The 20,724-nt window shown below is 33.2% G+C and carries 17 protein-coding genes; 5 read left to right on the top strand and 12 right to left on the bottom strand.

From position 1 onward, the window contains the following. Nucleotide 1: 1 nt before the first annotated feature. A complete protein-coding gene (locus O5O44_RS13305) occupies nucleotides 2-379 on the bottom strand; it encodes a DUF8840 domain-containing protein (protein WP_019387875.1) in 378 nt (125 codons plus the stop codon). Nucleotides 380-570: 191 nt separating this feature from the next. On the opposite strand from O5O44_RS13305, the gene O5O44_RS13310 reads away from it, so the two are divergent. After that, nucleotides 571-1,020: a Na(+)-translocating NADH-quinone reductase subunit F gene (locus O5O44_RS13310; RefSeq protein ID WP_289194753.1), complete on the top strand. Its 450-nt coding sequence runs from the start codon at nucleotides 571-573 to the stop codon at nucleotides 1,018-1,020. Between the two features lie 45 nt (nucleotides 1,021-1,065). Here the strand turns inward: O5O44_RS13310 and O5O44_RS13315 are convergent, their stop codons facing one another. From O5O44_RS13315 to O5O44_RS13345, 7 genes are all read right to left on the bottom strand, one after another. Further along, nucleotides 1,066-1,443: a DUF8840 domain-containing protein gene (locus O5O44_RS13315; protein ID WP_019387877.1), complete on the bottom strand. Its 378-nt coding sequence runs from the start codon at nucleotides 1,441-1,443 to the stop codon at nucleotides 1,066-1,068. Nucleotides 1,444-1,877: 434 nt separating this feature from the next. Further along, nucleotides 1,878-3,185 carry an NADH:ubiquinone reductase (Na(+)-transporting) subunit F gene (gene nqrF / locus O5O44_RS13320; RefSeq protein ID WP_026010062.1) on the bottom strand — a complete coding sequence of 436 codons (1,308 nt, stop codon included), beginning with the start codon at nucleotides 3,183-3,185 and terminating at the stop codon, nucleotides 1,878-1,880. A 1-nt stretch (nucleotide 3,186) separates the two neighbouring features. Next, nucleotides 3,187-3,909, bottom strand: a complete 723-nt coding sequence (gene nqrE, locus O5O44_RS13325; protein WP_289194754.1) for an NADH:ubiquinone reductase (Na(+)-transporting) subunit E — start codon at nucleotides 3,907-3,909, stop codon at nucleotides 3,187-3,189. A 75-nt stretch (nucleotides 3,910-3,984) separates the two neighbouring features. After that, nucleotides 3,985-4,632, bottom strand: a complete 648-nt coding sequence (locus tag O5O44_RS13330; RefSeq protein WP_019387880.1) for an NADH:ubiquinone reductase (Na(+)-transporting) subunit D — start codon at nucleotides 4,630-4,632, stop codon at nucleotides 3,985-3,987. Between the two features lie 3 nt (nucleotides 4,633-4,635). Next, complete coding sequence (locus O5O44_RS13335; protein ID WP_019387881.1) at nucleotides 4,636-5,397, bottom strand: Na(+)-translocating NADH-quinone reductase subunit C; 762 nt, start codon at nucleotides 5,395-5,397, stop codon at nucleotides 4,636-4,638. Nucleotides 5,398-5,399: 2 nt separating this feature from the next. Beyond that, the gene (locus O5O44_RS13340; RefSeq protein ID WP_289194755.1) at nucleotides 5,400-6,626 is read right to left on the bottom strand and encodes an NADH:ubiquinone reductase (Na(+)-transporting) subunit B; all 1,227 of its coding nucleotides are present in this window, start codon (nucleotides 6,624-6,626) and stop codon (nucleotides 5,400-5,402) included. Nucleotides 6,627-6,700: 74 nt separating this feature from the next. Then, the gene (locus O5O44_RS13345) at nucleotides 6,701-8,056 is read right to left on the bottom strand and encodes a Na(+)-translocating NADH-quinone reductase subunit A (protein WP_289194756.1); all 1,356 of its coding nucleotides are present in this window, start codon (nucleotides 8,054-8,056) and stop codon (nucleotides 6,701-6,703) included. 163 nt (nucleotides 8,057-8,219) lie between these two features. Here O5O44_RS13345 and O5O44_RS13350 point away from each other — a divergent pair, with 163 nt between their 5' ends. Together O5O44_RS13350 and apaG are read left to right on the top strand one after the other, a co-directional pair. Next, the gene (locus O5O44_RS13350; RefSeq protein WP_019387884.1) at nucleotides 8,220-9,470 is read left to right on the top strand and encodes a type IX secretion system plug protein; all 1,251 of its coding nucleotides are present in this window, start codon (nucleotides 8,220-8,222) and stop codon (nucleotides 9,468-9,470) included. Between the two features lie 169 nt (nucleotides 9,471-9,639). After that, nucleotides 9,640-10,026: a Co2+/Mg2+ efflux protein ApaG gene (apaG, locus tag O5O44_RS13355; RefSeq protein ID WP_019387885.1), complete on the top strand. Its 387-nt coding sequence runs from the start codon at nucleotides 9,640-9,642 to the stop codon at nucleotides 10,024-10,026. Nucleotides 10,027-10,148: 122 nt separating this feature from the next. On the opposite strand, the gene O5O44_RS13360 is transcribed toward apaG, so the two are convergent. Then, the gene (locus O5O44_RS13360) at nucleotides 10,149-11,141 is read right to left on the bottom strand and encodes a DUF6695 family protein (protein ID WP_289194757.1); all 993 of its coding nucleotides are present in this window, start codon (nucleotides 11,139-11,141) and stop codon (nucleotides 10,149-10,151) included. After that, on the bottom strand, nucleotides 11,134-11,856 hold the full coding sequence (locus O5O44_RS13365) for an NRDE family protein (RefSeq protein ID WP_289194758.1): 723 nt from the start codon (nucleotides 11,854-11,856) through the stop codon (nucleotides 11,134-11,136). The genes O5O44_RS13360 and O5O44_RS13365 overlap by 8 nt, the downstream gene beginning before the upstream one ends. Before the next feature lie 151 nt (nucleotides 11,857-12,007). Here O5O44_RS13365 and pruA point away from each other — a divergent pair, with 151 nt between their 5' ends. Next, nucleotides 12,008-13,636, top strand: a complete 1,629-nt coding sequence (gene pruA / locus O5O44_RS13370) for an L-glutamate gamma-semialdehyde dehydrogenase (RefSeq protein WP_289194759.1) — start codon at nucleotides 12,008-12,010, stop codon at nucleotides 13,634-13,636. 68 nt (nucleotides 13,637-13,704) lie between these two features. Here the strand turns inward: pruA and O5O44_RS13375 are convergent, their stop codons facing one another. Next, a complete protein-coding gene (locus tag O5O44_RS13375) occupies nucleotides 13,705-18,648 on the bottom strand; it encodes a DUF8202 domain-containing protein (RefSeq protein WP_289194760.1) in 4,944 nt (1,647 codons plus the stop codon). A 265-nt stretch (nucleotides 18,649-18,913) separates the two neighbouring features. Between O5O44_RS13375 and O5O44_RS13380 the strand changes: the two genes are divergently transcribed. After that, a complete protein-coding gene (locus tag O5O44_RS13380; RefSeq protein ID WP_289194761.1) occupies nucleotides 18,914-19,873 on the top strand; it encodes a tetratricopeptide repeat protein in 960 nt (319 codons plus the stop codon). Here the strand turns inward: O5O44_RS13380 and rsmG are convergent, their stop codons facing one another. Beyond that, nucleotides 19,874-20,503, bottom strand: a complete 630-nt coding sequence (gene rsmG / locus O5O44_RS13385; RefSeq protein ID WP_289194762.1) for a 16S rRNA (guanine(527)-N(7))-methyltransferase RsmG — start codon at nucleotides 20,501-20,503, stop codon at nucleotides 19,874-19,876. Nucleotides 20,504-20,724 lie beyond the last annotated feature (221 nt).

Below are 20,724 nucleotides of genomic sequence, written 5' to 3' on the forward strand. Positions count from 1 at the left end.
TCTAATTCAAATTAGTTTCTAAAACCTGAATACCGTTATACTCTAATAAATAATCTTCGTTTAAATAAATAGGTTGCTTTTCTCCTTCTATACTTCCAATTCCAACACCTGCATACAACACCTTTGCATCTTTTTCTCTAGCGTGCTTTTTAAAAGTCTCCATCCACAACACATCGTAATTATTTGGATTTTCTGGTAAAATCACTGCTCTAACAATTACAAAATAATATTGCTTGTTTTTATCAATACAGACAAATTGAGGATGCTTTTTAAGCTTACTATTTACTGCAATAAACTCAAAACCACGTTCTTCTAGATCTTTACCAACATGATTCATGGCAAGATTATGTAATTCCTGTTCTGTAAGTGGCTTACTCATATATCAAAAATAGCACAAATGCTGTAGAGATAATGCCATTTTATAAATGTTTCGATGATATGATATATTAATCATACAACGTGTAGCATCCTGATTACATAAAATAAAAAGTTTGATTTTTTTTTAATTTTAAGATAAACTTAATAAAGAAGCGTGTATTTTTTATTAATTTAAGGTCAAAACAAATGAATATGAAAACCTCTCCTAGACTAGAAGCTGCATTGAAAAAGCTCTATACCGCGTTTCATAGCAATAAATTAAACCCTGAATGTAATAAACAATGTGCTGTGGGGAATATTTTAGATAATACTGATAGTTGGAAACATCTCTCAGACCATCATGGTTCTATAAAACTTAATTATATTGGGACCGTTCATCAAAGAATCGGGCGAAAGTTTAATGGCTATTCGCCACTAGAATTACTTGAAATTGAAGCAACTTTTTTAAAAGCATGTGGTTATCAATTACCTCTACATTATAAAAATGCCAAACCAAAAAATCCAACGGACAAAATTATTTTATTTAAAGGATTAAGTGACGTTATTCGAATTTTATGCGAAATGGATGGCATTGACAATGTTATGGATTATACAAAATTGTTTGAAGTTAAAAATCAAAAGGCTTTTTACGACATAGTATAAATATTGGTTTAATTTTATTAAATAGAATGGATGTTTACCTTTTATTTAATTTAGTATTGTTTGTAATGTTTGTATTCCTGTATATTCAAACAAATAATCTTGATCAATATATAACGGAAGATTTTCATCCTCTGCATTACCTAAACCAATTCCTGCGTAAAGTACTTTAGCATTTTTTCTATAGGCATGGTATTTAAAAGATTCCATCCAAACCACATTATATTTATAAGGGTTAAATGGTAATTTTACTGCTCTTACAATTACATAATAACATTGATTGTTTTTGTCAACACATATAAATTGAGGATGCTTTTCTAATTTATTATTTATCGTAATAAATTGAAAGCCTTGGTCTTCTAGATCTTTGCCAACATGATTCATTGCAAGATTGTGTAATTCCTGTTCTGTAAGTGGTTTACTCATAACATAAAATTTAATTAAACATTAACTACCAACATTTTTGCTGGTTTAAATTTTACAGAAAAAGTATCTTACTTATTTAAATCATTAATTAATGAAACAATTAAAAGCATTTTGCGCTCATAGTAATTAATGAGTTTGAACATTTTAGGGAAAAATAATGTGCTTGTAATTTTGCTATTCTATTAGTTAATTTTACACCAACCATAAAAGAACAAACGTAGACTAAAATCAATAAATAGGTTACTTTTTCATTTTAGTAATTTTGGGGTTCAACAAGACAAATATAACTTTTATTCGATGAAATGCAAATTTTTATCGATAAAATACATAGTTTTGCATTTATAGGCTCTGTTAGGATAACATCTTACTTAAAAACTGGGCATAAAAAAACCGCCAGAAAAGGCGGTTTTTTTATTTATAAATGTGTGATAGTCTTATCCACCAAAATCATCAAATCTGATATGCTCATCAGGGATACCAAAATCTTCACCCATTTTTTGAACTGCTTTGTTCATTAATGGAGGTCCACAGAAATATAATTCAATATCTTCTGGTGATTCATGTAAACTTAAATAATTATCAATTACACAATTGTGGATAAATCCAACGAATCCATCACCTGGTGAATCTATAGTTTCTTTAACCTTCCAGTTATCTTCTGGTAATGGTTCAGATAATGCTAAATAGAAATTAAAGTTAGGGAAATCTTTTTCTAACTGATAAAAGTGATCTAAATAGAATAACTCTCTTTTAGATCGTCCACCATACCAATAAGTTACTTTTCTTCCAGTCTTTAATGTTTTGAAAAGGTGATATAAATGCGAACGCATTGGTGCCATTCCTGCTCCACCACCAACGTATAGCATTTCACTTTCAGATTCATTAATGAAAAACTCACCGTAAGGACCTGAAATAGTTACTTTATCACCTGGTTTTTGAGCAAAAATGTAAGATGAAGCAACACCAGGGTTAACATCCATCCAGCCGTTTTTTGCACGATCCCAAGGCGGTGTAGCAATACGAACATTTAACATAATTTCTCGACCTTCTGCTGGGTAAGAAGCCATAGAATAAGCTCTTTCAACAGTTTCATCATTCTTCATTACTAGTGGCCAAAGACCAAACTTATCCCACTCAGCTTGAAACTTATCTGGAGTTTCATGTTCTTCTGGGTGTGCTGTAATATCAATATCAGCATATTTTATCTGACAAGGAGGAATTTCAATTTGAATGTATCCACCAGCTTTATAACCCATATCCTCTGGAATTTCAACAACAAATTCCTTAATAAAAGAGGCTACATTATAATTACGTACAACAGTTGCTTCCCATTTTTTAATACCAAAAACTTCTTCTGGTATGGTAATATCCATGTCTTGCTTTACTTTAACTTGACACGCTAATCGCGCACCATGCTGCAATTCTTTTCTTGTAAAATGAGGCGTTTCAGTAGGAAGCGCTTCACCTCCACCTTCTAAAACGTGACATTCACATTGAATACAAGTTCCACCACCACCACATGCCGATGGTAAGAATATTTTTTGAGCTCCTAATGTAGAAAGTAAACTTCCTCCAGAGGCTACCTCAATTTCTTTTTCACCATTAATGGTGATTTTAACTGGACCTGATGGCGAAAGTTTTTGTTTTACAAATAATAACAATGCGACCAACAACAAAGTAATTACTAAAAACGCTGTTACAGTTGCTATTACGGTTCCTAATGTTCCTGCGGCTAATATCATATTACTCATTTACTTTTATGTTGTTAGCTAACACTTTTTCTTTATTTAAATCTTCTTTTGAAGCTTCTACTTGGGTAGCTTCGTCTGCTTTTGGAGCTTCATCGTCACCACCCGTTAACATACCTCCAAAACTCATAAATCCTATAGCCATTAAACCTGTAATAATGAAAGTTATTCCTAACCCTCTTAAAGCTGGTGGCACATTTGAATATCTAATTTTCTCACGAATAGCTGCAATGGCTAAAATTGCTAAAAACCATCCGATTCCAGAACCTATACCGTAGTTTAATGCTAAACCTAACGTTGGTATTTCACGAGATTGCATAAATAATGACCCTCCCAAAATCGCACAGTTTACTGCAATAAGCGGTAAAAATATCCCTAATGAATTATACAATGAAGGTGAAAATTTTTCCACTACAATTTCTACCAATTGTACCATGGTTGCAATGGTTGCAATAAACATGATGAATGACAAGAAACTTAAATCATAATCTGCATATTCAGCACCTAACCAAGATAATGCTCCCGGTTGTAATAAATATTGATCCAATAACCAGTTTAATGGTACTGTAATAGCCAATACGAAAATTACTGCAGCACCTAGACCAACGGCTGTACTTACTTTTTTAGATACAGCTAGGTAAGAACACATCCCTAAGAACGTGGCAAATACCATGTTATCTATAAATATTGATTTGAAAAATAATTCTATATGTTCCATATATTTTGAGTTTTCAGTCACGGTCCCAGTTTACAGTTATTTACTGTTTACTGTTTCTGCAAACTGCTTACTTATTTAATGATCTTCTATTAATGCTTTATTTCTACTACGTTGTACCCATATTATAATACCAACTACAATTAATGCCATTGGCGATAATAACATAAAACCGTTATTTTCATAGCCTAAAGCATACAATCCTGTTTTCTCGATAGGATCTCCTAAAACCTTAAATCCAAGTAAAGTACCAGAACCTAAAAGCTCTCTAAAAAATCCAACTATAATAAGAATAACACCGTAACCTGCTGCATTTCCTATACCGTCAAGAAATGAACGCCATGGTCCGTTACCTAAAGCAAAAGCTTCAAAACGTCCCATAATAATACAGTTTGTAATAATAAGACCTACGAATACTGATAAGGTTTTACTTAACTCGTAAGCAAAAGCTTTTAAAACTTGATCTACTATAATTACAAGAGCTGCTACAACTACAAGCTGAACTATAATTCTAATTTTAGATGGAATTATATTTCTCATCAAAGAAATAACCACGTTTCCTATTCCTAAAACAAACAATACCGAAACAGCCATTACAATTGAAGCTTTCAATTCTGCAGTAATCGCTAAAGCTGAACAAATACCTAATACTTGAATCGTAATAGGGTTATTATCCGCTAATGGGTCTGTGATTAACTTTGTGTCTTTTTTTGATAAAAGTCCCATAGATTAATTTGTTTTTTGAGTTTTTAAACTATCGAAATAAGGCTTGTATAACTTTAAATCGCTTTTTATCATGGCTGTAACACCATCTCCTGTAATTGTTGCACCAGCAATGGCATCAACTTCGTTATCAGTTTTATCTAGATTTTTAGGATCTGCATTACCTTTTGCAACGGTAATACCTTTAAAGGCACCATTTTCAGTTAATAGATGCTCTCCATAAAAATCATCCATAAAGAATCGTTGCTTAATGTTTGCTCCTAATCCAGGTGTTTCACCTTTATGATCAAAATAAGCACCCTGTACTACCATATTTTCATCTAAAGCAACATATCCCCAGATAGCATCCCATAAACCTTTACCATATATCGGAGCTACGTAATATGTTTTACCTTCTCTTTCACCAACAAATAATGGTAATTTTCTAGAGTAATCAGGATCTTTAGCAGCCGATTTTTCTTTTTTGATATCAATTAAATATGCTTGGTCATCTTCTTTTGCAACACCGTCAATAATAACTAATTGTTTTTTTATAAACGATTGGAAAGCTTCAGGTGCTTCTGTTGCAGAAATGAAAACAGCACTTGTTTCGTCGTTCTCATTAACACCCATGGCGTATAAGATATTCTGTTGCTTTTCAATACGCTTATTTTCTGTAATATTTGGCTTTAGTGATGCTGCTGTAAAAGCTAATAAAGCACCAACTACCACAACCATTCCTATAGCGAATAGTATTGTATATATATTTGAATCTGTTTTATTACTCATGATTAAGCCGTTTTTACTTTTAAACGTTTCATTCTTTTCTTCACATTACCTTGAACCACATAATGATCAATAGTTGGTGCGAACACATTCATTAACAAGATTGCTAACATAACACCTTCAGGGTAAGCTGGATTAAACACACGAATCATTATTGATATAAAACCAACTAAGAAACCATAAATCCATTTCCCTTTATTGGTTTGCGAAGCAGTTACCGGATCGGTAGCCATAAACACCGTACCAAAAGCAAATCCTCCTATTATTAAATGTTCCCAAAAAGGAGCATTCATTAGTCCGTAAAATTTACTACTTTCTGTAATCAATCCTGATGCCGTAACTTGATTAAAAATTAATCCCATAATAATGGCACCAACAACTGACGATAGCATAATTCTCCAGCTTCCTATTTTTGTGAATATTAAAAACAATCCACCTAAAATTATTAATAACGTAGAAGTTTCTCCAACAGAACCCGGAATAAATCCTAAGAACATATCCATGACTTCATAACCTGCTTCTTTGCCTTGTGCTAAACTCCCTAAAATCGTTTCTCCAGAAATAGCATCTAAGTTTTGTCCTGCTGCAATAGCTTGATCTCTTTCAACCGCGCCATGAACCCAAACTTTATCTCCAGACATCCAAGTTGGATATGCGAAGAATAAAAACGCTCTAATAGTTAATGCTGGATTTAAGATATTCATCCCTGTACCACCAAAAACTTCTTTTCCTATAACAACACCAAAAGCGACTGCAACAGCTAACATCCATAACGGAATATCAACAGGTACAATTAATGGCACTAGCATACCAGTTACTAAATAACCTTCTTCTACTTCGTGCTTTTTAATTACTGCGAATAAAAATTCGATTGCTAAACCAACACCGTATGATACAATTACAAGCGGTAAAATTTTCACTAAACCAACCAGAAAATTATCTAGTGTCCAGAATTCAGAACTAAAAAACCCACCTGAAACGGCTTCAATTTCTCCTAAAGCAATATAATGCTGGTAACCAGCATTAAACATACCAAACAATAAACATGGCACCATAGCCATAATTACAATATTCATGGTACGCTTTAAATCGTCTGCTGCTTTTATATGGGTACCATTATGAGTAGTTTCATCTGGTAAGTATAAAAACGTATGAAGTGCATTAAAGGCAGGAGCCATTTTTTTGTACTTATACTTTCTCTTTAAAATATGTAATCTCTTTTTTAAATCCATCTTGCAATATTTTTCATTTCGTTCCTCAATGAATAATCTTAAACATTTTTCATTTTACTGTTTAAAATGAATAATTAACCAATTTCTTTAAGCATTAAGTCTAAACCTTCTCTTATAATTTTTTGATGTGGTTGTTTAGATACACATACAAATTCTGTTAATGCAAAATCTTCAGGAGCAACTTCGTACATCCCTAAAGCTTCCATTTCATCTAAATCTTTATACATACAAGCTTTTAAAATTTGCATTGGATAAATATCTAATGGAAACACCTCTTCGTAAGTTCCTGTAGTAACAAATGCGCGATGCTCACCATTAGTATTTGTATTTAAATCATATTTCTTATTGGGCGTTAACCACGAAAATGTTAATGCTCGAGATGTTGAAATTTTATTAAACACAGGCTTATTCCATCCAAACAACTCATAATCATCACCTTCTGGGATTATAGAGATGACATTACTGTAATAATCTAATACTCCATCTGGCCTAATTTCTTTTCCTGATAGCACATTTCCAGAAATAATACGAGCATTTGATTTTTTGCTTAAACCTTTATCATAAATAATAGTAGAAACTTCACTTCCAGCAAGTGTTTTAAAGTATCTAGGTTTTTCAACGGCAGAACCTACTAAAGCAACAATACGCTCAGCATTAAACTTACCTGTTAAAAGTAATTCACCTATAATAACTAAATCTTGAGGTGCAACCGTCCATACAACTTCACCTTTATTTACAGGATCAATTCTATTTATTTGAGTCCCCACATTTCCAGAAGGATGTGGTCCTGAAACTTTATGTAACGTTATCCCTTTTAAATTCGATAAAGGTGAATTAGCATCTTTCCCTACAGAAACATGCACTTTACCTTCGGTTAACTTACCTAAAGCCGTAATTGCAGCTTGTAACTCTGCTTCTTTTCCTTGAAGTGTAAAATCTAAATCGGCTGCTAATGGCGCGCTTGCATAACCAGAAATAAAAATCGCTTTAGGTGATTTTTCTGGATTTGCAATCACATCATACGGACGTTGTTTTACAAACGGCCAGCAACCTGAAGCTAATAAATGTGCCTTAATTTCTTCAGGGCTTAACCCCTCAATATCACATTTACCGTAATCTTCAAAAACTTGTGTTTTATCTGCTTCAATTTTTATAGCATCAATGCGTCTTTTTGGTCCTCTAACCACCTCAACTACTTTCCCAGAAACAGGAGATACAAATTTCACTACTTCTTTGGATTTGTCGAAAAACAATACACCTCCAGCTTTTACTGTAGTGCCTTCTTTTGCAACAAGTTTTGGTATAACGCTATGAAAATCTTCTGGTCTTATAGTGCAGTAGTTGCTAATAATCGCACGTTCTACGGCTTTTTCAGCTTCACCTATAAGTTTAATGTCCAGACCTTTTTTAATACGAATGTCGTTTGACATATTTATTTTATTGAAATTAGTTGTCTAAAAATCGCTGCAAAAATACGAATAAATAGCTAATTTGATACTCAATTTAATCTCTACTTGTTATTTATATTTATTCTAAATAATACGATTTAGCTTAGGCACAGAATTTGCTTATATTTACAAAAAAAAGTCTAGAATGTCGTTTAAACTTATATGGTTATCTCTTTTAATCACTACCAGTTTTGTGCTTAACAGCCAAGAACAAGAAGTTAACCCACCTGAATACATCAAATCAATTACTTTTAAAAGCTCAAGTAGCAATTTAGGAGAACTTCCTATTATGAAACTAGGTGAACCTTTTTACTTAGAATTTGATGCTTTAGTGAGTAACGAACCGGATTTTTATTATAAAATTCAGCATTGTGATTATAACTGGAAACCATCTGTTCTCGTAAAATCAGAATACCTTTTAGGAATCGATAATTTTCGTATTCAGGACTATCAAAACTCCTTTAATACGTTTCAACTGTATTCGCATTATAAATTATCACTCCCTAATTCACAAACCAAACAGTTAAAAGTTTCAGGTAATTATATTATTTCCATTTACAACAACTCTCGAGACTTAGTGTTTTCAAGAAAATTTATGATTTATGAAGACATCGTTACCCCTGGTATCGCCATAAAACGCTCAAGAGATGTTAGCAATATTGAAACCACACAAACCGTAGATATCGAAATTGCAGCAGGCAGATCGGTTAACAACCCGCAGCAAACCGTAAAGACATTAATCATTCAAAATAATAATTTAAACACCGCCATTGGCAACCTAAAACCACAATATACTGTGGGCAATAAACTTATTTATAGATATATAAAAGAAACCGCGTTCCCAGGTGGAAACGAATATTTATTTTTCGAGACTAAAGATGTAAGGGCTGCAACGATGCGGGTACAAGCTATTGCACTTGAAGACATTTATCAAGCCTATTTATTTATGGATGGATCGCGAAAAAACGTACCATATACGTATAATCCAGATATTAACGGGCAATTTAAAATTGTGGCTATAGACAGAGACGATGTAAGTGTAGAAGCAGATTATGTTCAAGTACATTTCTCTTTACAATATCCAGAATTACTCGATGGTAAAAACATATATGTATATGGCAATTATAATAACTTTGCTCTTAATGACGAGAACCGAATGGACTTTTACCCCGAAGGCAGAGTTTACAAAACAAAATTAAAGCTCAAGCAAGGGTTTTATAACTACAAATATGTGGTAGTAGATAAAAATGGTATCTTAGATGAAGGCGCTATAAGTGGCAATTTTTGGCAAACCGAAAACAATTATAAAGTATTGGTATATTACAGAAATTTAGGTGCTCGATACGACCGAATCATAGGTTTTAACCAAGTATCGTCTACAAACATCACTAACTAAGCCGACTAATACATAATAAATACCGCATTAACACTTAGTTAAAATAGAATTTTAACAATTATTGCAGGCTAAAAATGCATTTCATCTAATTTTTCCATCAAAGACGTTAAAAATTACGTTAACCACTTAATATTTATTATTTTAGCACGCGCTAATACTTTGCACAACAATGGTTCAACAAGTAACAAAAGGCATAAAAATTTCGGTAGAAACCACCTTCGAGGGCTCGTTTTATAAAAATTATAAAATACAATACGCCTTTGGATATACTATTACAATCGAAAACCAGAGTAAAGATTCTGTGCAATTAAATGCGCGCCATTGGGAAATATTAGACGCGCTAAATAACATTGAAACAGTCTCTGGCGAAGGTGTTATTGGCAAAAAACCAGTACTAAAACCGGGCGATTCGCACACCTATACATCGGGTTGTTTACTCACCTCTCCTTTTGGTGCTATGCAAGGTCATTACAGTATGGTTAACTTCACAACCACCAAAAAATTTCAGGTTACCATCCCAACATTTAAATTAAGTGCACCCTTTGCAATAAATTAGAAGATAAATTGGGCGTTACCCTATCGGGTCGGGCTTTTCATTACAATCTTTTTGATCGTGCCTCACAAAAAGGATTTTCATTGCAATCCCTAACGCAAATCAACTTCAAGTATTTATTAAGATTAAGATTTTCTTTCAAACCTATAAATACGTTCATTTTGTTTGACATGGAAAAATTTACAATTAGAATAATGAATAAATTCAAACTCTAAATCGTAATCAAACGAGTTATCTTCAACAGTAAATACATCATGAATATCAATATTTCCGTATGGCGAAACCCGTCTAAAATGATATTCTACATCATGCCCTTTTTTGTGTAATTCAAACCAAGCACCAGCAGCTATTCCAGAGAGCCACTGTGCCTTTTCATGTAAGTCATTAACCGGTTTTGGATGTTGAGTTCCAACCAAATTCACTTCATGATCTTTCAACTTATCTAAAAAACAACGTATGTTTTCACTTCGTTGCGACCCTGTAAATTTTGTTATTTCGCCCATTTCTGAAACCTCATAAGGGTGATTTTCAGTATCAGCAAGTAACACATTTCCAACGGTACTCGGTGTAAACCATTTTGAGTTTTTCAGTCTTTTTTTAATCTTAGCATCAGTTACCGAAGCAATCAAAGTATCGGTTACAAAACGCGCGCAATTACAAGCATCTTTTACAAAAGCAGCATACCTTATAAAATGCTTTTCTTGCATGCTGGTTATATGGGCTCTCGCTTTTTTATAGTTTACCGCATTACAAACCGAAGCTACTAATTTACCATCACCATGCGTAATTTTGGGGTGCGTTCCTAAATACTCTAAAATAACATCTAAGTTTTTAATCTCGTTATGTTCTATTTCAGCTTTTAGCGGGAAATGTAATTCATTATCGGTATCTCTACCTCGAACTCGTCCTGTGGGTTCTGGCGTGATATACCTTCCAAAATCATGATATTCTAAAACACCCGTTGATTTTTCAATTAAAACCAATGCGGCATGTCCTGCGCGTAAATAATTCTTTTTACCAACACCTAAATATCTTAAATATGGTGAAAACCACTCTTCAGAAACCATTACAATGGTATCAGGATACGCTAATGTTAAAATAATACCCGTATTATCCATTAACAATTTGAGGAACATTAAAAGTTTTAGTAGTCACTATATTTTGCTCTAAGTTTTCATAGCGCATTTGCAATTGGCCACCTGTTTTTTCAACTTGGGTAATACTTGTTGTTTTTACAAAACCACGGTCCATAATAAGGCCATAATCTAAATTATCTACATCTTCAGTTTTATGAAACTCAAGTAATGTTTCTCCACTCAAAACATTAAAAGCAATAAAATTTTCAAACCATAGCTGGCGCTCTTTTTGCATACCATCGGTATATAAAGTCGAAGAAGACCATACTCTAGGTTCAGGAGGCAATTCAACCAAGTGTTTGAAATTACCATCCCACACCAATTCGAAGATTTTAAGTGTTTGGTTCCAATCTGGAATAACCATAGTGAAGGGTTCAATACCAACAAGATTATAAGCCTCTATGCATGTAACAATATCATCAGCAAGCATAAAATCGTTGGCAACAACACCTCTACTCTTTCTATACTCTGGTAAACGCTCATGATGTTTAAAACCACCATTAAGCACGCAAACTACACGATTTTTTTCACTAACACCAATCCATGTCCCCCCTTTTACATCCTTCGGAAACAACAATTTAGTGTTATCTATAGTGTAAAAATCAGGTTCTAAAGACTCCCTATCAGGTGCTTCATCACGATTTGTCGTTAATACAAAATCATAATTATTTTTTGGATAAATGGTTACGGTGCACATAAAATCTGTAGTCTTAAAACAGGATAGCAACTTACAAAAAATAAATAAAAATTAACGTGGTTTTAAGAAGTCAACTTTCAATTAAATCATTTAAATATTCGTAAATTTGTGCCAGATTTACTGAAAATTCAATAACAAAAAATAGAAAATCATGGGAAAAGGCTTTTTTAATGTACCAATTGCTGTTAACGAACCTGTAAAATCTTATGCACCTGGATCACCAGAACGTGATGCAGTCCTAAAGACTTACAAAAACATGTTTAATAGTAAAATTGACATTCCTTTATACATAAATGGCAAAGATGTAACAACGGGTAATACCAGAACAATGTCCCCGCCACACGACCATAAACATGTTGTGGGCACGTATCACCTTGCAGAACAAAGTCATGTTGAAGAAGCTATTGCAACAGCTTTAGAAGCGCGTAAAACTTGGAGTTTAATGCCTTGGGAACAACGCGCCGGTATCTTTTTAAAAGCTGCTGAATTAATTGCTGGACCATATAGAGCAAAAATTAATGCTGCAACCATGATTGCGCAGTCTAAGACCATCCATCAAGCAGAAATTGATGCTGCTTGTGAGTTGATAGATTTCTTGCGTTTCAACGTTCAGTTTATGACCGACATTTACATGGAGCAACCAGAAAGCACAAGTGATGCATGGAATAGAGTTGAGTATAGACCCTTAGAAGGCTTTACTTATGCGGTTACACCATTTAACTTTACAGCCATTGCCGGAAACTTGCCTGCTTGTATGGCATTAATGGGGAATGTTGTAGTTTGGAAACCAAGTGATAGCCAAATTTATTCTGCTAAAGTAATTATGGATGTGTTTAAAGAAGCCGGTGTTCCTGCGGGAGTTATAAACGTTGTTTTTGGAGACCCTGTAATGATTACCAACACCGTTATGGCGAGTCCTGATTTCTCAGGATTACATTTCACAGGTTCTACTTATATTTTTAAAGAACTATGGAAACAAATAGGGAACAACATTCATAATTACAAAACATACCCGAGAATAGTTGGAGAAACTGGCGGTAAAGATTTTATTGTTGCTCATAAAACAGCTAACGCCAAACAAGTAGCAACAGCTATTGTACGTGGTGCTTTTGAGTTTCAAGGGCAAAAATGTAGCGCAGCTTCTAGAGCATACATTCCAAAAAGTTTGTGGAGTGACGTTAAGAAATTTGTTATTGAAGATGTAAACTCATTTAAAATGGGCTCTCCAGAAGATATGAGCAATTTTATTACTGCGGTTATTCATGAAGGCTCTTTTGATAAATTAGCCAAATACATTGACCAAGCTAAAGCGGATACAAATGCTGATATTATAGTTGGTGGTGGTCATGATAAGAGCAAAGGGTATTTTATTGAACCTACTGTAATTGTTACTACAGATCCAAAATACACAACCATGTGTACCGAACTTTTTGGACCAGTCATTACCATTTATGTTTATGAAGATGACGCTTACGCTGAAACTTTAAAACTTGTTGATGGCACCAGTGAGTACGCATTAACAGGTGCGATTTTATCAACCGATAGATTCGCCATTACACAAGCCACAGAAGCTTTACAAAACGCAGCCGGAAACTTTTATATTAATGATAAGCCAACTGGCGCTGTTGTAGGACAACAACCATTTGGCGGTGCAAGAGCTTCTGGAACTAACGATAAAGCCGGAAGTGCACAAAACTTGTTACGTTGGGTATCACCAAGAATGATTAAAGAAACTTTTGTAACACCTACAGATTATAGATATCCGTTTTTAGGAGAATAAACAATTTAAAAAAACACATAAAAAAAACCCATCAAAATTGATGGGTTTTTTTTATTCAACACTCGTTCTCAATTTATTTGCTTGATAATTTTTCTTGTTACTATGCCTTTAGCCGTTTTTAATTTTACAATATAAATACCTTCTAAGAGAGATAATGGTACCGATGTATCTGTGTTTGTATTCAATTCTACAAATTCGATTTTCTGACCATAAAGATTGTAAACCGAAAGGTCCAAAAGATCTATTTCTTCAGTATTTATTATTTTAAATATAGAAGTATCTGAGATAAAAATACCTCTTGTAACACTATCAACTTCCTCAGTCGCATCATCAGTTATTACAGAATCTTCATCCGATTGAAATACCAATTTAAATCGATCATCATATGTTCCAGCATCTAAATAAATTTCAAATGGTGTTTCGTTAATTTTGAATACTTCTTCAGTCACTAAATCTTTTATGTATACATCTATTGAAGCAGACATATTTTCTAAAGACGTTAGATTAATTCTAGCAGTGCCTGCGATATTCACAACTAATCCTAAGTCAAATTCTTGAGTAGAATTGAATCCTCCAACACCTTGAATTACGAATTTATTATTATTTAAATTCCAATACATGTCCTCCTTGTTAACATCAACCATAAAGGCATCAAATCCTAAATCAAATCCTTCAGAAGCTTTACTATTCGTTCCTAAAACAATTTGTCTATGATATCCTAATGGCGAATCATAGGTTAATCGAATAATAGGATTATCATTATAAGTTGTTTTTTCACCTAAAGTATTTGAATTTTTCTTTTTAGAAGTTTTCATAAAAACAGATTCTAACACCCCTGGTGAAGATTCTTCTAGTTCGGTAACAAATACACGTTGGCTGTTTTTAAATACTATAGTACCGCCATCAACTGTTGCTATTGGAGTTCCATTATCATTATTAAATCCGTCTATTAATGTCGATACAAAAAATCCTTGGTTTACAGGAATATAAGGCCCTGGAACTTTTGTTCCTGTTGCCATATTATCATTAACCCTAACATCATTTGAAATTGCTGCTGCACCACCTGTTAAATTTCGTGTAGCATAACCACCTACATAATCTTTTAAAACATGAGAGTCTGCCTGACCAAAATGATCCCAAAAATAAAGTGCGCCATTAATTACTGTTCCGTTGGTATTGTTACCACCATCAGCTATACTCAAATTATCCAAAATAAAATCGGTTGCATCAATCGCAGATGGGTATGGATTTCCAACTAAACGGTCTACTTCACCTGATGAATTATCTAAAGCTAACGAAATATCACCATTATTAGGCAATCCTTTAAAAACATAATTTTGTGTTGTTGATATTGGAACAGAAGCAGTTCCAGCAGTTCCTTTCATTGTAAATCCTTCGCCTGCCATTAATGAGGTAGACTCATTAATTTTCTCCCATGCGTTATAGTCATCTGCAGCACCATAAAATTTATAAAGCCAGTAAGTACTTATAGTTCTTGCGAAACCTGGAGGAGGTATGGATGTACTACCATCTGGTGAACTATTAAATAACATATCTTGATATAAACCAGATATTGTTCCATCTTTTAAAACACTAGCAATTGTATGGTTTGCATTTGTGGTTGAAATACCTGTTCCTCTTGTTGCTGTATTTCCTGCAATTGGGCCCACAGAAGAAGACCAGTAGTTGTAATTAAAACCATTTGCAGTTCCTTGTTGATCTCTTTCAATAAACCCTCCACTGTCAATATCTATAACACTACCTTCAGATTGAACTAATTGCGATTCTCCAACTAAATCGATTATACCGTCTAACTCTAAATAGTGTGAGATAGTTAAACCCTGACCCGAGTTTGTTTCGTTTTGCGGATCTATTGGGTCTGCGATTTTTAGAGTTCCATCGGTTTGAATTAAACCTAAAACTGATATATCTCTATCACCTGAATCAATATCATGACCTATTTGTACAATATTCCAATCTACCATAGTACTTCCATCTAAACTTAGTGTATTTGGAATGACTTGATCTGCATTATTGGTCCAAGTTGCTGCAGTATCCCAATCGCCATTATTTGCCGAAATATAAGGCACAGGTGCAGTTTGGTCATCAAGTAGCGATTTATCTTTATCTAAATACTTTAGTCTTAAGAAGAAACGATCGTCGGTTAACCCTTCAATGGTTGAGCCATAAATTGAGTTAAAATCGTAATATACTCTTAAACTACTCCATGGTATAGAAGCAACCACATTACTAGCCGACGCTTGCGGTATTATTTTTCCAGTAGTATAATCGGTTCCACTAACATCAAATCGTTCAATTTCTTGATTCATCAAGAATCTTATTTGCTCTTGTGTTAGCTCTAAATCCCATACATAAACTTCGTCTATTTCTCCTAAAAGCGGATTTATTACATTATTTTTATCAATATACAATGCACCAATAGCATAGTTATTGAAATTTGGTGTAGGATGAACTATATCTAGCACAGATTTATCTAAAACCCCGTCGATATACATTAAAATAGTACCACTATCAAATACAAATGCGGTATGATGCCATTTACCATCATCAATATCCATATTTGAAGTATATTTTGGTGTAACACTATCATCAATAAAAACTTCAATATTTCCAGAAGTATTTAATCTTATCTGTAGTTTTTCACCTTTGGCCATAACTGTTCTATTGGCAGCTAAAGTTGGACACTTAACCCAAGCCGAAATTGTAAAATTATCGGTATTAAGGTTTAAACTAGACTCACCAACAAGGTAATCACCTGAAGCTATATTGATTGAATGGTCATCTGTTAATTTTGAAGTTTTTCCGAAAGTAAAATATTTGGTCCCATCAAAATCGTACCATGTTTGAAGATTTACACCTCCATCCTCAGATCTTAGCGGAATTACATCAATGATATCTCCATCTGCAAAATTAGGATTATCAGCAACAATCAATGCATATTCTTCAGTCGCTGTTTTCGAAAAACCACTAAACGCTGCTGATGGAATAGATACATAAACTGTTTCCACATCTCCATTTACATCTTCGTTTGATTCTACAATCATCCATTTTCTATCAATTCTAGTTAAACTCGTTGTTAAACCAGAAGCTACGGTTACAGTGTTGGTATTAGTCCCAGAAAACGCACCATTATCATTACCCCACACTAAAAAATCACCATCTTTTTTAAATTCGTGAGTATTAGCACTGTTGGTATTAAAAACACCACCTAAACCTATAGTTACTTCGTTTATTAAATTGATAGTCTTAGATTGTTTTTGATTTAAATCGGAAATAGAATCTCTTCCAATTCCAGCAACATGGTAATTATATCCAGCATTTGCTGAAATATCCCAAACGGAAGTATTAAAAGAATTTATGTAGTCTTTTTGAGCTTCGGTGGCAGCACCTAAAGTGATACCATATTTAATTCCTAAGTAGGATTCAATTTTTTGGCGATCGGCATCTGGGACACGTTCCGCAAAAGTAAATATTTCTGCAACTCTGCCATTTAAGCTTCCCTGTAAATCATAATTTCTTCCAATCCAATAACGAGTTCCTAAAACTGTTGGTGGCGGACCTGGATCTACAGAAGTTACATTCGCATAAGGAGCATCGTTAACTTCAGATGTTGTTAATAAATTAGAGTTATATAAAATCTCTTGGCCAGTGAGTACAGTGACTGAATTATTTCTTACATTAATAATACCAGCATTAGAGTATGTTGAATTGATTTCAGCAACTCCATTAAAATTACCTCCACCAGCAATATCTTGGTTGTATGATAATGATTCGTTTGTAAATTCAGATGAATAATCACCGAAGCCAACACCTGTGATATCTCCAACAGTACCTACAGTTATACCTGCAAAAATAGTGTTTCTTGACGAGGCACTCGTCATGGTCGCATCAGGAATCATAACGATAAATATATCCTGACTGTAAAATCCATTGGTAGCATTATACAAATATTGTTCTACAGTTGCGCCATCATTTTCAAACTCAATTACAGGGTTAAAATTTATATTGTCAGTTGCATTGTCTAAATATGTTGGCTGATTTGCTCCTACAGGTTGAATCGCGTCTTTACCATTTGTACCTAAATCTGCCCAAGTTGAAACTTTCGATGCCGTTTCAGTTATTCCTCTTGTAGACTTTAACCAAAGTCTAAAATCTGCAGTTATACCACCAGGTCCAGGGATATTAAAATCATACATTTCAGCACTCACTGTAAACGTAAATGTTGTGTTATCACTATTACCAATACTTATTATAGAAGATTGCGTACCAGTAGAAGCAGGAGCTGTAAAAGTTACATTAAAAATAATAGACCCAAATGGCAATATATCATTATAAGGAATTGAAAATGGTGATGATACTGCAAAATCAGTATTACTACTAACTACCGATGAAATATCAAGATTACAACTTCCTATATTCGAAATAACATATGTTCTAGTGACTGAAGCCCCTTCTTCAACAACACCAAAAAATGTACCATTATCATCTTCAGTTGTAGTATCTCCATGATATATATCGGCATATGGAACGCCTCCTAATACAAAAATTTCAGGTGTAGATTCAACATCCACAGTAAAGGTAAAATTGGCTTGATCTTTAAGCTCAATGGTTACTAAAGTACTTGTTGAAGGACAGTTACCACTAGTATTCTCAATTTCAAAATCAAGATATTTACTTCCATTACCATTACATGATGCTTGTTTTATCTTTCTTTTAGGGTTATTAGGTGTAATATCGAAGTCTGCAGTATTGTCGATATCCACATCTTCAACATTTAACCGTTTATCATTATCACAACTTCCAGGTTCAATATTAGTTATCCTAAAATCGACTCGTGTTCCTTCATTTATTGAAATAGTTGAACCATCTGTTATAACGGCTCCTCCAATAATTTCAACCTGGATAATTTGAGCTTTACCTACAAAACCAAGTAGTAAAACAAATACAAAAACAATTTTTCTTAAAAGACTCTGAAGTAAAGATCTTCTCATATTAATTTAGATTTAGGGCATTAAAATTATAATGAGAGACGTTCAATTATGTAATAATCGATGCACAATAATAAAAATAAAAATCGATATAACGCAAATTTATTCGGTAAAAAACAAAAAAATTTTATTTTGTGAGTATTATGTCGATATTTCTAACAATTTTTTATCTAAAATTCACAAAAACATAAAATTCTTTAAATCATTTATTGAAAAAAAAATATTAACTTTAATAATAAAACGGCATATTATTTGTTTCTATTCTACTATGAAAAAAATCTTTCTACTTTTTCTAATTTTATTCCCTACACTTTATTTTGGGCAAGCGAATAAAATTATAAGACAAGCTTCCCGTGAAACAGATTTAAATAAAAAAATTAAGCTTTATAATGAAGCCATAAAACTAGAACCAGAAAATTTAGACTTTTACTTTTATAGGGCTATTGCTAAAAATGATATGGGCGATTATAGTGGCGCAATCGTTGATTACTCAAAAATTATTGTTGAAGAGCCTGACGCCGACACCTATTTTAACAGAGGAAATTCGCGATACAGCTTAAAAGATTTTACAGGTGCAAAAGAAGATTATGCTAAAGCCTACATGCTTGACGAGAAATTTATTGATGCCCTTTATAGTTTAGCTTGCGTAAAATTAGATTTAAATGAATATGAGAGTGCTATTAAAGATTTCACTGCAATAATAAAACAGGCTCCGGAAGCAGCCAACGTATTTGCTTTAAGAGCTACAGCTTATTCGGCAATTGAGCAGTATACTAATGCTTTAAAAGATTACACTACTGCCATTTCAATTCAGCCTAACGCCGATAATTATTTTAATAGAGGCGCCTTTTTAATGGAAATGAAATATTATAAAGATGCCTATATCGATTTAACAAAATCATTAAGAATTAACAAAAACAACCCCTACGCATATTTTTACAGAGGTGCTGCTACTTTATTTATTGGCAAATACGACGAAGCTATTTCTGATTTTCAAGAAGCCATAAAATTTGATTCACTAGATTTTGATGCCTACTTAGGTCTAGCAATGGCTTATGTAAAAATTAATGATACTGCCAATGCGAAATTAAATTTCGATAAGGCTAATGGCATATTAAATCCCGATAAACAAGCCTCTTCAATTGAAGATTATAATAACACATATTGGTTTCATGAACAATATTTTTACTTTAATAATGCAATTAATGCCTTAGTTAAGATTGATTAATTATCCTTTATATTTCATTGGCAAATGAACTACTTTTTTCGTTTCATAAAAATCTTCAGTATAATAATCACTTAAATTATAAATAGTTGTGGTTCTGTAATCTTTAAGTTCTTCAGATAAATCACCTCCTTTTAAATACAGAATACCATTTTTAATATCATGCTTCTGATCTTTGGCAATCTTGCCTTTTACCCAATGCACAAACGTAGGCATTGCGGCAACAGCTCTACTTATTATAAATTCGTATTTACCATCAATGTTTTCCACTCTGCTGTGTGTTGTTTTTACATTGGTTAACCCTAAACCTGCAACAACCTCATCTACCACTTTTAATTTTTTAGCAATACTATCAACCAAATGAAATGAACAGTCTGGAAACATTATAGCTAAAGGTATGCCCGGAAATCCTCCTCCGGTACCTACATCCAAAAGTTTACTTCCAGGTTTGAATTCTATTACTTTAGCAATGCCTAGAGAATGCAAAACATGGCGTATATAAAGCTCATCAATATCTTTTCGTGAAACAACATTAATTTTTAAGTTCCAATCTTGATATAAAGATTCCAATTTTTCAAATTTATTTATTTGATCTTCTGTTAGATTTGGAAAGTATTTTAAAATAAGATTCATTAGCTGTTTTATTTAATCGAGTAGTTGCAAGCAAACGTAATGTACGCCCTTAAAACATAGAAAATTTGGCCTATACACTTTCTACGTCTGTTAAATTTTCAACAAAAATATACTTTTTATATACATATTTTTACATAAAAACGTTCTTTGTTGAGTTGGATAATACATATCTTTGCCCCATGGTATCGATTATAAATACCATACAGATTAAACTAAATTAA

Source organism: Algibacter luteus, assembly GCF_030344935.1.
Classification (GTDB): domain Bacteria; phylum Bacteroidota; class Bacteroidia; order Flavobacteriales; family Flavobacteriaceae; genus Arenitalea; species Arenitalea lutea.